This window comes from Amycolatopsis sp. lyj-346, assembly GCF_046548975.1.
Taxonomy (GTDB): Bacteria; Actinomycetota; Actinomycetes; order Mycobacteriales; family Pseudonocardiaceae; genus Amycolatopsis.
Genome location: NZ_JAJPWT010000010.1, coordinates 334837 through 347802 on the forward strand (window position 1 = coordinate 334837; position 12966 = coordinate 347802).

At 72.8% G+C, this 12966-nt stretch carries 14 protein-coding genes; 11 read left to right on the forward strand and 3 right to left on the reverse strand.

All coding sequences use genetic code 11. The annotated features are described in order from the left end of the window. The first annotated feature begins 12 nt into the window (after positions 1-12). The 7 genes from ACLJQE_RS28340 to ACLJQE_RS28370 all read left to right on the forward strand — a co-directional run bounded on the left by ACLJQE_RS28340 (position 13) and on the right by ACLJQE_RS28370 (position 7373). Positions 13-1215 (forward strand): sensor histidine kinase, encoded by a 1203-nt coding sequence (locus tag ACLJQE_RS28340; RefSeq protein ID WP_410642438.1) that lies wholly within the window; start codon positions 13-15, stop codon positions 1213-1215. Continuing rightward, positions 1212-1817, forward strand: a complete 606-nt coding sequence (locus ACLJQE_RS28345) for a DNA-binding response regulator (protein WP_103348153.1) — start codon at positions 1212-1214, stop codon at positions 1815-1817. Before ACLJQE_RS28340 ends, ACLJQE_RS28345 begins: the two co-directional genes overlap by 4 nt. 24 nt (positions 1818-1841) lie before the next feature. Further along, the gene (locus ACLJQE_RS28350; RefSeq protein ID WP_410642439.1) at positions 1842-2495 is read left to right on the forward strand and encodes a YdcF family protein; all 654 of its coding nucleotides are present in this window, start codon (positions 1842-1844) and stop codon (positions 2493-2495) included. Positions 2496-2528: 33 nt separating this feature from the next. Then, positions 2529-3803: a deoxyguanosinetriphosphate triphosphohydrolase gene (locus ACLJQE_RS28355; RefSeq protein WP_410642440.1), complete on the forward strand. Its 1275-nt coding sequence runs from the start codon at positions 2529-2531 to the stop codon at positions 3801-3803. Between the two features lie 112 nt (positions 3804-3915). Further along, complete coding sequence (locus tag ACLJQE_RS28360; protein ID WP_410642441.1) at positions 3916-5010, forward strand: serpin family protein; 1095 nt, start codon at positions 3916-3918, stop codon at positions 5008-5010. After that, the gene (locus ACLJQE_RS28365; RefSeq protein WP_410642442.1) at positions 5007-6818 is read left to right on the forward strand and encodes a glycosyl transferase; all 1812 of its coding nucleotides are present in this window, start codon (positions 5007-5009) and stop codon (positions 6816-6818) included. Before ACLJQE_RS28360 ends, ACLJQE_RS28365 begins: the two co-directional genes overlap by 4 nt. A 15-nt stretch (positions 6819-6833) precedes the next feature. Then, positions 6834-7373: a DinB family protein gene (locus tag ACLJQE_RS28370; protein WP_410642443.1), complete on the forward strand. Its 540-nt coding sequence runs from the start codon at positions 6834-6836 to the stop codon at positions 7371-7373. Between the two features lie 8 nt (positions 7374-7381). Here the strand turns inward: ACLJQE_RS28370 and ACLJQE_RS28375 are convergent, their stop codons facing one another. Then, positions 7382-7981: a TetR/AcrR family transcriptional regulator gene (locus ACLJQE_RS28375; protein ID WP_410642444.1), complete on the reverse strand. Its 600-nt coding sequence runs from the start codon at positions 7979-7981 to the stop codon at positions 7382-7384. A 102-nt stretch (positions 7982-8083) separates the two neighbouring features. On the opposite strand from ACLJQE_RS28375, the gene ACLJQE_RS28380 reads away from it, so the two are divergent. Beyond that, on the forward strand, positions 8084-8788 hold the full coding sequence (locus tag ACLJQE_RS28380; RefSeq protein ID WP_410642445.1) for a carboxymuconolactone decarboxylase family protein: 705 nt from the start codon (positions 8084-8086) through the stop codon (positions 8786-8788). Here ACLJQE_RS28380 and ACLJQE_RS28385 read toward each other — a convergent pair. Beyond that, on the reverse strand, positions 8785-9234 hold the full coding sequence (locus tag ACLJQE_RS28385) for a MarR family winged helix-turn-helix transcriptional regulator (RefSeq protein ID WP_410642447.1): 450 nt from the start codon (positions 9232-9234) through the stop codon (positions 8785-8787). The genes ACLJQE_RS28380 and ACLJQE_RS28385 overlap by 4 nt on opposite strands. Before the next feature lie 24 nt (positions 9235-9258). Between ACLJQE_RS28385 and ACLJQE_RS28390 the strand changes: the two genes are divergently transcribed. From ACLJQE_RS28390 to ACLJQE_RS28400, 3 genes are all read left to right on the forward strand, one after another. Next, complete coding sequence (locus ACLJQE_RS28390; RefSeq protein WP_410642448.1) at positions 9259-10617, forward strand: MFS transporter; 1359 nt, start codon at positions 9259-9261, stop codon at positions 10615-10617. 22 nt (positions 10618-10639) lie between these two features. Continuing rightward, a complete protein-coding gene (locus ACLJQE_RS28395) occupies positions 10640-11206 on the forward strand; it encodes a carboxymuconolactone decarboxylase family protein (protein ID WP_410642450.1) in 567 nt (188 codons plus the stop codon). 63 nt (positions 11207-11269) lie between these two features. Beyond that, positions 11270-12040 (forward strand): hypothetical protein, encoded by a 771-nt coding sequence (locus ACLJQE_RS28400; protein ID WP_410642489.1) that lies wholly within the window; start codon positions 11270-11272, stop codon positions 12038-12040. On the opposite strand, the gene ACLJQE_RS28405 is transcribed toward ACLJQE_RS28400, so the two are convergent. Then, positions 12012-12965, reverse strand: a complete 954-nt coding sequence (locus tag ACLJQE_RS28405) for a sigma-70 family RNA polymerase sigma factor (RefSeq protein WP_410642451.1) — start codon at positions 12963-12965, stop codon at positions 12012-12014. The two genes, ACLJQE_RS28400 and ACLJQE_RS28405, sit on opposite strands and share 29 nt — an antisense overlap. Position 12966 lies beyond the last annotated feature (1 nt).

Consider the following 12966-nt stretch of genomic DNA (forward strand, 5'->3'; position numbering starts at 1 on the left):
GGGGAACAGGCGATGGCGGAGTCCGGAAGACGCAGGTTCGGGCTGGACCACAAGGAATCGTGGTGGGAAGACCCGCTGCCCGACGCCCGCCACCGCGGACCGGGCGGCCCGCGCTGGCTGATCATGTCGATGGTCTTCCTGCTGCCGTTCCTCATCCCGGTCACCCGCTCGTTCCTGGCCGAGCCCGCGGTCACCCCCGGGCTCGTGGCCGCCGCCGTTCTCGTCTACACCTACTGCGCGTGCTACGCGGTGTTCCCGTACTTCTTCCGCCGGGAACGCCGCGTGAAGCTGGCCTTCGGGATCACGATGAACGTCCTGGGGCTCGGCTCGCTCGCGGTGGCCGGCGGCAGCGCGTTCGTCCTGCTCTACGGCACGGCGGTGGTGGTGTTCCTGGTCCCGGCGGCCTGGTCGGTGATCGTCGACCTGTCCACGCTGGCCGTCGGCGCGGTGATCCTGCTGGCGCAAGGCCGGTTCCTCGCGGACTACGGCGACCTGATCACGGTCGCCTCGATCACGCTGGCGATGTTCTTCATGGGCAACCTCGTCCGCGCGGTCCGGCGGCTGGAACGCGCGAACGAGGAGATCGCCACGCTCGCCGTGGCGAACGAGCGCCAGCGCGTCGCCCGCGACCTGCACGACCTGCTCGGCCACAGCCTCACCACGATCACCGTCAAGGCGGGGCTGGCCCGGCGGGTGCTGGAGACCGCGGGCGACATCCCGCGGGCGGTCCAGGAGATCCGGGAGGTCGAAAGCCTGACCCGCAGCGCCCTGTCCGACGTCCGCGCGACCGTGTCGGAGTACCGCGAGGTGTCGCTGTCGGCGGAGCTCGTCGGGGCCCGCGCGGCGCTGCGGGCCGCGGAAATCGACGCCGACCTGCCGCACGCGGTCGACAACGTCCGGCCGGAGTTCCAGAACACCTTCGGCTACGTGCTGCGCGAAGCCGTCACGAACGTGCTGCGGCACTCCGGGGCGAAGCGGGTGCGCGTGCGGCTGGGCGGCAACTGGCTGGAGATCGAGGACGACGGCACCGCCACCGAAGTCGTCGCGGGCAACGGCCTGCGCGGGCTGTCCGAGCGGCTGGCCGCGGCCGGGGGCACGGTGCGGACGTCGGTCCGGCCCGGGGGAGGATTGACCGTGCGGGCGGAGATCCCGCCGCCCGAACCGAGCCCGGCCACCCCGGCCGTGCGCGCCGAACCCGCGGGAGGACTCGCTTGATCCGGGTGCTGCTGGCCGACGACCAGGCCATGGTCCGCGGGGCGCTGGCCACCGTGCTGGGCCTCGAGAACGACATCGAAGTGGTCGGGCAGGTCGGCTCCGGCGACGAGGTGGTGGCCGCCGCCCGCGAGGCGAAGCCGGACGTCGCCCTGCTGGACGTCCAGATGCCCGGCAAGGACGGCCTGGAAGCCGCGGCCGACCTGCGGGCCGCGCTCCCGTCGTGCCGGGTGATCATCTGCACCACGTTCGGCCGTCCCGGCTACCTCGCCCGCGCGATGGCGGCCGGTGCGGCCGGCTTCGTCGTCAAGGACGCGCCGCCGGAGCAGCTCGTCGAAGCCGTTCGCCGCGTCCACAGTGGACTGCGGGTGGTGGACCCGGCACTGGCCGCGGAGTCCCTCGCCACCGGCGCCAGCCCGCTCACCGGGCGGGAGCGGGACGTGCTGCGGGAAGCCAAGGACGGCAGCACGGTGGCCGACGTGGCCCGTGCCCTCCACCTGTCGGAAGGCACCGTCCGCAACCACCTGTCCGCGGCGATCGGCAAGACGGGTGCGCGGACCCGGGCCGAAGCGGTGCGCGTCGCCGAGGAGCGTGGCTGGCTCTGAGCCGCGTCTGGGAGAATGGGCCGGGTGGGTACCGCTGAACGCACCAAACCGTCGCTCGCGAGCTGGGTGCGCCGGATCGCCCTCGGCACGGTCCTGGTGCTGCTGGCGCTCGTCGGCGGCACCGCGTTCCGGGTGTGGCAGGTGGCGCGCCAGAACGACCGGACGCCCGCCGACGTCATCGTGGTGCTGGGCGCGGCCCAGTACAACGGCAAGCCGTCGAACATCTACGCCGCCCGGCTGGCGAAGGCCAAGCAGCTCTACGACGCCGGCGTCGCGAAGACGATCGTCACCGCGGGTGGCAAGAAGGCCGAGGACAACTTCACCGAGGCCAGGGCCGGCCAGCTCTGGCTGACCCGGCGCGGCGTGCCGGCGTCGGCGACGCTCGCCGTCGGCGAAGGCAGCGACACGCTGCGGAGCCTGCGCGCGGTCGCCCAGCAGGTCGAGGCCCGCGGCTGGCGGACGGCGGTGCTGGTCAGCGACCCGTGGCACTCCTTCCGCGCCCGGACCATGGCCGACGACCTGGGCCTGGACACCTGGACCGCGCCGACGCACAGCGGGCCGATCGTCCAGGAGCGCGTCACCCAGGTGCGGTACATCGTCCGCGAGACCGGCGCGTTGCTGTACTACCGGCTGACGAAGACCCCGGCCGACGACCTCTTCGCCACGTTCCTCGGGTGAGATTCTGTCGGTGAGCCCGTTTACGCTGGTCGGGTGGACTACACCGAGCACGACACCGCCCGCCTGCTGCCGGAGCCGGCGAAGGGCGCGGCGCTGCCCGGCGCGCGGGCGGACGGGCGCAGCGCGTTCTCCCGTGACCGGGCCCGGGTACTGCACTCCGCCGCGCTGCGGCGGCTGGCCGGCAAGACCCAGGTCGTCGGGCCGGGGGAGGGCGCCGAGGTCACCGGCGTCCCGCGCACCCGGCTGACGCACTCGCTGGAGGTCGCCCAGATCGGCCGTGGCATCGCCGAAGAGCTGGGCGCGGACCCGGATCTGGTCGACACCGCGGGGCTGGCGCACGACATCGGGCACCCGCCGTTCGGGCACAACGGCGAGCGCGCGCTCGACGAGGTGGCCGCGGGGTGCGGCGGGTTCGAGGGCAACGCGCAGACGTTGCGCATCCTCACCCGGCTGGAGCCGAAGCTGCTGTCCGACGAGGGTGACCCGGTGGGGCTCAACCTGACCCGTGCGTGCCTGGACGCGACCACGAAGTACCCGTGGCCGCGCCGTCCGGGGCAGGTGAAGTACGGCGTCTACGGCGACGACGTCCCGGTGTTCGAGTGGTTCCGGGCGGGGGCGCCGTCGGAGCAGCGGTGCCTGGAAGCGCAGATCATGGACTGGGCCGACGACGTCGCGTACTCGGTGCACGACGTCGAGGACGGCGTGCTGGCCGGCCGGATCAAGCTGCGCGTGCTCGCCCACCCGGACGAGCGCGCGGCCGTCGCCGAGGCCGCCGCCAAGCACTTCTCCACGCAGTCGGTGTCCACTTTGGAGGATGCGGCCGCGGAACTGCTGGCGCTGCCGGTGGTGGCGGCTCTGGCGTCGGCCGAGCCGGACGGATCGCCGGGCGCCCAGGTCGCGCTCAAGCGGCTGACGAGCGAGCTGGTCGGCCGCTTCACGACGGCGGCGGTCACCGGCACGCGCGAGAAGTTCGGCGAGGGGCCGCTGGGGCGGTACCGGGCGAACCTGTGCGTCCCGGAGCAGGTGGCGGCGGAGGTGGCCCTGCTGAAGGCGCTGGCCCTGCGGTACGTGATGAGCGACCGCCGCCGGCTGGCGATGCAGGAGGGCCAGCGCGAACTGCTGGCCGAGCTGGTCCACGCCCTCGCCCGCCGGGCCCCGGAGTCCCTCGACCCGCTGTTCGCCCCGGCCTGGAACGCGGCCGCGGACGACGCGGGCCTGCTCCGCGTGGTGGTCGACCAGGTCGCCTCCCTCACCGACGCCCAGGCCCACGTCTGGTACTCCTGGCACGTAACCCGCATGCACCGCTGACGGTTTCCGGTGCCCGGCCGGGTGCGGTGAAAATTTCGCCGGATTTGTCATCCTCGGGTGGAGTTGCGCGTGGGCGGCCGGTAGGGGGTGGCGTTCCGGTAGTCTCGCCCGCATGGCCACGGACAGCCACCTCCGGTTCGCCCTCGCCGTCCACTCGGCCCTCGGTGCCGGGGGCGGGAACACCTGCTTTTCGCCGTATTCGGTGGCCAGTGCGCTGACGCTTGCCGCGCGGGCCGCCCGGGGGGTGACCCGGGACGAGCTGGTCGCCCTGCTCGGCGACCCGGACGAGCAGACCGTCCTGTTGCGGGAGGCCGCCCAGCTCGCCGAAGAGACGCAGAGCAAGGAACCGCCCGAGCTGGCCGTCGCCAACACGCTGTGGGCGGACGACCGGCTGCCGCTCGAGGACTCCTTCAAGGCCGAACTCGCCGGGTGGCCCGGGGCCGCCGTCGCGAGCGCGCCCTTCGAGAAGGAACCCGAAGCCGCCCGTGCGCTGATCAACGACGACGTCGGGCAGACCACGCGCGGGCTGATCCCGCAGCTGCTGCCGCCCGGCTCGATCGACTCCGACGTCGCCGCCGTGCTCGTCAACGCCCTCTACCTGAAGGCCGCCTGGAAACTGCCGTTCCGCGAGGCCAACACCAGCGACGCGCCGTTCCACGCACCCTCCGGCACCCGTGCCGTGCCGACCATGTGGCTCAGCGAGAACCTCGGCTACGCGCACGCCGGCGGCTGGCAGGCGGTGCAGCTGGCCGCGGCCGGTGGCCTGCAGGCCGTCGTGCTGCTGCCCGACGGCGACCTCGCCGAGGCGGAAACCCGGCTCGACCAGGCATCGCTGACGAGCCTGCTCGGCGAAATCCGCTTCAAGCCGGTGGAACTCGCGCTCCCCAAGGTTTCGCTCGACGTGCCCAGCTCGCTCACCGGCGTGCTGCGCGGCCTCGGCGTCCGCACGCTGTTCACGGACAACGCCGATCTGAGCGGGCTCTCGCCGGACCCGCGGCTGACCGTGTCCGAGGTGCTGCACCAGGCCGTGCTGCGCGTCGACGAACAGGGCTTCGAGGGGGCCGCGGCCACCGCGCTGATCATGCGCCTCACCTCGATGATGATCGACGCCCCGGTCGCCGTCACGGTGGACCGGCCGTTCCTGCTGCTGGTCCGGCACGCCGGCACCGGGGCGCTCTACTTCCTCGCCAGGGTGGTCGAACCGTGAGCTTGAAGTCCGAAGCCGTTCCCGAGCTGGTGCCGCCCGCTCCCGAACTCCCGGAAAGCCCGAAGCGCTGGGCGTGGCAGGACTCCGCGATCGCCGGTGGCTTCCTGCTGTTCACGATCCTGCTCTACAACGGGCTGTGGTTCGACCTCAAGCGCGGCTACCTCTGGAACGGCGGGGCCGACCAGAGCCAGTGGGAGTGGTACTCGACGGTCGTCGCGAAGTCCGTCCTGCACTTCCAGAACCCGTTCACCACGGACCTGCAGAACTACCCGCTCGGCGTCAACATGGCGGCGAACGCGGCGATGTTCGGCCTGAACATCCCGCTGGCGCCGCTCACGCTGACCTTCGGCGCGTCGCTCACCTGGGCCATCGTGCTCACCGCCGGCCTCGCCGGCACCGCGATCGGCTGGTACTGGGTGTTCTCCCGCCACCTGGTGCCGAACCGGACGGCGGCCGCGATCGGCGGCGCGTTCTGCGGTTTCGCGCCGCCGATGATCTCGCACGGCAACGCGCACCCGAACTTCGTCGTGCTGTTCGTGCTGCCGTTCATCGCGCTCAAGACGATCCAGATCGCGCACGGCGAACGCCCGGTGCGCAACGGCGTCGTGCTCGGGCTGCTCGTCGCGTGGCAGATCCTGCTGGGCGAAGAGCCACTGGCCATCTTCGCCATCGCCTTCCTCGTGTTCGCGGTCGCGTACCTGATCCCGCACCGCGCGGAGCTCCGCGGCATGCTGGCGCCGCTGGGCAAGGGCATCGGGATCGGCGTGGTCGTCGCCCTGCTGATCGCCGGATTCCCGCTGTACTGGCAGTTCTTCGGCCCGCAGAGCTTCCACTCGCTGCTGCACGGCTCGGTGGGCAACGACACGGCGGCCTTCACGCGCTTCGCGACGCAGTCGGTCGCCGGCGCGCCCGAGGCGGCTGCGGACGTCTCGATGAACCGCACCGAGGAGAACGCGTTCTTCGGCTGGCCGTTGATCGTGCTCATGGTGGTGCTGACGATCTGGCTGTGGCGGGACGTCGTTTCGCGCGCGCTGGCCATCACGATGTACGTGATGGCCCTGCTTTCGCTGGGCATCGAGATCACGGTGGCGCACGAGGAGACCGGCATCGCCGGCCCGTGGAAGTGGCTGGGCCAGCTGCCGCTGCTCGACTCGCTGATCGAGTCCCGCCTCGCGATGGGCTGCATCCCGGTGGTGGGCGCGCTGCTGGCGATCGCGACGCACCGCGTCTGGACGGCGGCGGCCCAGCTCCCGGCGTCGCTCGACGGCAAACCCGCGTTCCCGCTGCGGATGGTCTGGATCGGCGCGGTGGTGGCGGTGCTGCTGCCGATCGCGCCGACGGAGCTGGTGACGCACCAGCGTCCCCTCTCGCCGCCGTTCTTCGCCGACGGGATCTGGCGCCAGTACATCGCCCCGGGCGGTTCGCTGGTGCCGGTGCCGCTGCCGAGCACCGGGGAGGCCGAGCCGCTGCACTGGCAGGTCGACGCGGGCCTCGGTTACCCGATGCCGGAAGGCTACTTCGTCGGCCCCACGTCCCCGGACGACCGCCGCGGCCGCTACGGCGCGGTCCCGCGGCCGACGTCGGACCTGTTCGCGCAGGTCGAGCGCACCGGCCAGGCGGCGGAGGTCACCGAGGCCGACCGCACCCAGGCACTGGCGGACCTGCGGGCCTGGAACGCGGACGTGCTCGTGGTCGGGCCGCGGCAGAACCAGGAAGCGCTGAAGTCCACTGTGGAACTGCTGCTGCGGAAGCCCGCGGAGTTCGTCGGCGGGGTGTGGATCTGGGACGTCCGCCCGCTGACGGCGTGAGTAGAGTCGGCGCTCGTGACCTCTGTGGACGAACAGGGCCGGACCGAACCGGCCTTCGACGGTGACGAAGCCGCCACGCTCCTCGGCTTCCTGGATTTCCACCGGGAGACGCTGGCCTGGAAGTGCGCCGGACTGGACGCCGCGGGCCTGCGCGCGACGCACCCGCCGGCCACGATGACGCTCGGCGGGCTGCTCAAGCACCTGGCCTACGTGGAGGACCACTGGTTCTCCCACGTGCTGTCCGGCCGGGACCGGACGGCGCCGTTCGACGCGATCGACTGGGCGGCAACGCCGGACTGGGACTGGGAATCCGCCGCGCACGACACCCCGGAGCAGCTGCGCGAACTGTGGGCGGCCGCGGTCGGGCGGTCACGGGCGGCGGTGGCGGAAGCTCTGGCGGCCGGCGATCTGGCGCAGCGGGCCCGGCGCCCCCTCCGGGACGGCAGTACGCCGACCCTGCGCTGGATCCTGGTCCACATGGTCGAGGAGTACTGCCGCCACAACGGCCACGCCGACCTGCTCCGCGAGTCGATCGACGGCCGCACGGGGGAGTAGCCGGCCGGTCAGGGGCGCAGGCCCACCAGCTTGGCCAGGAACCGGTCCAGCTGCTCGACCGCGGGCGGCCAGGGCAGGTCGGGCTCGTTGATCCGCTGGGCCAGCATGCCGTTGACGGCGGTCCGCAGGTCGATGGCGACCGTCGCGGCGTCGCCGGCCGGGGCCTCGCCCGCGTCCATGCACCGCTGGACCGCCTCGGTCGTGCGGGTGACCATGACCTCCTTGAACGGCATCCCGTGCCGCCGGTGGACCTTGCTCTCGTGGAGCACCTTGTAGAGCCCGGAATGCGCCTGCGCCCACGCCGCCTGCGCCAGGATGCGGGCGCGCAGCGCGGCGGCCGGGCCGGGGGCGGCCGCCGCGGCCTCGTCGCCGACGCCGACGAGTTCCTCGTGGCAGCGCTGCATCGCGGCCAGCACGAGGGCGTCGCGGTCCGGGAAGTGCAGGTAGACCGACGTCGCCGCGATCGACACCTCGCGCGCGACGGCCCGCAGGGACAGCGCTTCGTCGTCGGCCAGCTCGTCGAGCATCCGGACGGCGGCCGTGACGATCTCTTCGCGCAGCAACTCGCCCTTGCCGCGGGCGTTCGGGCGGCGTTTGGTCTCTTCCATCGGCACCCAGTGTAGCTGGACACCCATTGCGCTACAGGTGTAGCGTCATTTGCACTACAGCTGTAGCGCTACGAGTGTTCATTCAACTGAGGGAGCCCGAGCTTGACCACCACCGAAACGCCGTCGAACCTCGAACGGCTTGCCGCGCTCGACCCGGTGTTCGCTCAGATGGTCGGGGCCACCGCGCGGTACGTCCGGTCGATCCCCGAACTGACCGACCGCGAAAAGACCTTCCTGTGCGTCACGGCCGACGTCTGCCAGGCGAGCCTGGGCGTGGCGTTCACGGCCCACGTGCGGACCGGGCTGGCGGCCGGGGTGTCCACTGCGGACATCCGCGAGCTGCTGCGGTTCGTTTCGTACGACTGCGGCTACCACGCCGCGGCTGCCGGCATCGAACGGATCGCCGAGCTCGAGGCGGAGCTCGGCCTGGCGCGTCCGGACGCCGAGCCCCTGGCCCCGGAGCTGGTGTCGACCGGGCCGGACGCGGCCCCCAGTCCGCTGCCGGACCCGGTGCGGGCCCGGCTGACCGAGCTGGACCCGCACTTCACCGGCTACTTCGACCTGCAGTCGCGGATGCGCGCCGGACACGGGCCGGGCACGCTCGGCGAACGCGAGCGCGGCCTGGTCAGCCTCAGTGTCGACGTCCACTACCAAACCCTCGCCGACACCTTCCGCACCCACGTCGGGCGTGCGCTGCGGGGCGGCGCGTCGCCCGAAGACGTGCGTGCGGCACTGCGGTTCAACGCCCAGTTCGGCGTCACCCGGGCCTGGCACGCCTGGGAAGCGCTGAACGCGATCCTGGGCTAACCGAGGATCTCGTCCGCGAGCCGGCTCAGGTAGCCGGCGAACCGCTCGCGGTCCTCCCGGGGCCAGTGGCCCACCAGCGCGTCGAACGCCTCGCGCTGGTGGGCCCGCGAAGCGCCGAGGAATTCCTTCGCCGTCTCGGTGAGGGTCAGCACCGCGCGGCGCGCGTCCCGGGCCGACGTCGAACGTTCGACGAAGCCTTCTCGCGCCGCTTCGCTCACCATCCGGCTGGCCACCGAACGGTCGATGCCCAGCTGGCGTGCCACGTCCGCGACGGTCACTTCGTCCCCGGACGCGCCGTCGATCGCCTGGATGACGAACAGGTTCGGCACCGTCCACGACGGCGGTGCGGCGGCGTCGAAGCGTTCGACGACGTCCGGGGCCCACTGGCGGGCCCAGTGCCGGACCAGGCGGAACAGGGCCGGCCCGCCTTCGCTTGATGTGTGCATAAGGCACGTTATAACGTGTGCTTTATGCACGCATCTCGCAACCTCGCCTACGCCGGCCTCCTGCTCGGCATGGCCATGGCCCAGCTGGACGGCCTGGTCCTCACCGCGGCCCTGCCGTCGATCGGCGCCGATCTGCACGCCCGCACCGGGCTCGTCGCGGTCACCGCCGCCGGCCTGCTGACCCTGACCGTCGCGACGCCGCTGCACGGCAGGCTCGGTGACCTGTACGGCCGCCGGATCGCCTTCGCCGGGTCGGTCCTCCTGTTCGCCACCGCTTCCGCGTGGTGCGCCGCCGCACCCGATCTCGGCTCGCTGATCGCCGCCCGTGCGCTGCAGGGCCTGGGCGGCAGCGGCCTGATCGTGACGGCGATGAGCGCGCTCGGCGAGCTGTTCGACCGCGACGAGCTGCTGCGCCGCCAGGGCTGGCAGACGGCCGTCTTCGCGGCCGCCACCCTGGGCGGGCCGCCGCTGGGCGGGCTGCTCGCGGCCGGCCCCGGCTGGCGGTGGATCTTCCTCGTCAACCTGCCCCTGTGCGTACCCGCGCTGGTCCTCGGGCTCCGCGGGCTGCCCGCGAAGCCGCCGGGGGACAGGCAGAAGTTCGACGTCCCGGGCAGCGTCCTGCTGGCCGTCGCGGGCGCCGCCGCCGTCGCGCCGGGCACCGTCGACGCGCTGGCTCGCAGTCCACTGTGGACGCCGCTGCTGCTCGGAACCGCCGTGGTGACGGGCTTGCTGTTCGTCCGGCGGCAACGCCGCACCCCGAGCCCGCTGATCTCGCCGAAGGTGTTCGCGGACGCCGTCCTCAAGCGCGCGGTGGTGGTCAACGTCCTGGCGGGCGCCGCCCTCTACGGCACCTTCGCCTACGTCGCCCTGGTCGCGGCTTCGGGGGCGGGCGCGGCGGGCACCGGGCTGCTGCTCGTCGCCATGACCGCGGGACAGCTCGTCCTGTCGACGTCCTTCGCCGCACTGGCCCGGCGGCACCCGGACATGCCGGCGTGGGGCCGGTTCGGCTGCCTGCTCGGCACGGCCGGGCTCGCCGCGATCGCCGTCGCCGCCGTGTTCGACGGCGCGCCCTGGCTCCTCGCCCCGGGCTTGTTCGCGATCGGCGCGGCGTTCGCCGTCTGCACGTCCGCCTACACCGTCCTCGGCCAGACGCGGGCCGACCGGGCGCTGCTGGGCGTCACGCTGGGGTCGCTGACCTTCGCCCGGCAGGCCGGCGGCCTGGCCGGGGCCGCGGTGTTCGGCTGGCTCGCGCTGGCCACGACCGGCGGGCTGGCCGCGCCTGGCCTCACGGTCGTGTTCGCCGCGGCCGCCGTGACGATGCTGGTGGCGTGGCTCACCTCGCCCGGTGTCACGTCTTCGGAAGCCGTCTCGTCCCCCTCGTAGCACCGAGACGAAGGAGACCGAAATGCCGCGCATCCCCGCCAAGAAGACGTCCGAGGCCGGGCTCTTCCTCAAGCTCTTCTACCGGTTCGCCGGCCGCCGCTTCGGCGCGGTGCCCGAGCCGATGGCCGTCACCGCGCACCACCCCGGGCTGTTGCGGACGTCCGTGGTGCACGAGCTGCTGGCCGAGCGGGCCGCGAAGAAGATCCCGGTGAACGTGCGCGAGCTCGCCGTCTACCGGGTCGCGACGCGGATCGGCTGCTCGTGGTGCGTCGACTTCGGCACCATGCTGCAGAAGCACGGCGGCCTCGACATCGAGCGGCTGACGAAGATCGACGACTACGCCACCTCGCCCGCGTTCAGCCACCAGGAGCGGCTCGCGCTCGCCTACGCCGACGCGATGTCCGGGGACCGGGTGACGGTGACCGACGAGCAGGTCGCCGAGCTCGAGCGCGAGTTCGGCCGCGACGGCGTCCTCGAGCTGACCTACCAGATCGCGCTGGAGAACTCCCGCGCCCGGATGAACAGCGCGCTCGGCATCGTCGACCAGGGGTTCACCTCCGGTGACGCGTGCCGGGTCCCGCTCCCGTAGGAGGCCGGGAACCCGACCCCGGTGGGACGCGCCACCGGGGTCCGCCGCGGGATCGTGCTCGGCATGCACCTCGTCGCCAGTGAACGGATCAAGCTCTTCAGCATCGCCACGCCCTGGGTGTGCGGCGTGTTCGCCCTGGTCGCGCTGGCCTTCCCGGCCGCGCTCACCGCGCTCACGGCCACCGAATCCCGGCTGCCGCCCACCGTCGCGAGCACCCAGTTCGGCTACCAGCTCGCCCTGGTCGCCGTGCTGGTGCTGGCCGCGCTCGCCGTGACCAGCGAGTACCACACAGGCACGATCCACGGCACCTTCCAGGCCGTGCCGAGCCGGTCGCCGGTGCTGCTGGCCAAGGCCGCGCTCGTCGCCGGGTACGCCTTCGTGCTCGGCGAAGCCGCCGCGTTCGCGGCCTGGCTGGTGGCCAGGGTGCTCGCCCCGGACGCCGACCTGGCCCTGGACAGCGCCGCCGACTGGCGGATCGTCGCCGGCACCGGACCGGTGTTCGCGCTGGCCGCGGTCTGCGGGGTCGGCGTGGGCCTGCTCGTGCGCTACACGGCCGGCGCCGTGGCCGTGCTCGTCGTCTACCCGCTCATGGCGGAGAACGTCGTCCAGCTCATCCCGGAAGCCGGGCAGGCGATCCACCGGTGGCTGCCGCTGAACGCCGTCACGAAGTTCCTCAGCGGGAACGGGGAGGCGAACGCGGGCCGGGACGGCGGCAACGCCACCGTCCTGTCCGATTCGCCGCTCAGCCCCGGCTGGGCCTTGGCCTACTTCGGCGCCTTCGCCGCCGTCCTCCTGGCCGCCGGGATCACGAAGGCGCGTCGCCAGGACGCGTGATCCGGGCCAGCTTGTCCGGGTTGACGACGTCGTAGATGGCCACGATCTTCCCGTCGCGGACGGTCATCGCCTGCACGTGCTCGTCGAGGGCGAGGAAGCCGTCGCTGCCCGGCTGCGGGGCGAGGTAGACCCCCAGGTCGCCGTTGACGAGCACCGGCGTGCCGCTCGTGAGCACGCCGGGCGGGTACTTGCTCATGAGGCCCACGAAGAACCGGGCGATCTTGTCCGGGCCGACGATGAGCTGGCGCGTGGTCCGGCCCTTGCCGTTCGAGTCGCCGATGAGCACGACGTCCGGGGCGAGCAGCTCGGTCATCGCCCGGACGTCCCCGGCCTGCAGCGCGGTGACGAACATTTCGAGGATCTTCGCCTGGTCGTCCAGCGGGACGCGCGGTGCCGGGTCGGCGTCGGCGAGGGCCTTGCGGCCGCGGGACGCGTACTGCCGCGCGGCGGCGACCGAGACGCCGAGCGCGTCCGCGATCTCCGTGAACGGCACCGAGAAGGCGTCGTGCAGGACGAACGCGACGCGCTGCTCCGGCGTCAGCTTGTCGAGGACGACCAGCGCGGCCATCCGCAGCCCGTCGTCACGGACCGCGACGTCGAGCGGGTCCTCGCTGACCGGCCGCCCGAACGGGGTGACGACGGGCTCGGGCAGCCAGTTGCCGACGTAGCGCTCCCGCTGCGCGGCGGCCGACTTGAGCCGGTCGAGGCAGATCCGGCCGACGACCGTGGTCAGCCAGGCCCGCAGGTCGCGGATCCCCGCCCGGCCGGCGTCGTCCAGCCCGGCCAGCCGGAACCAGGACTCCTGGACCGCGTCCTCGGCGTCGGCGCGGGTGCCGGTCAGCCGGTAGGCCACCCCGATCAGGTGGCCGCGGTGCTCGGCGAACTGGGTGGCGAGCGTGTCCTGGGTGGTGGTCGTCGAGGCCATG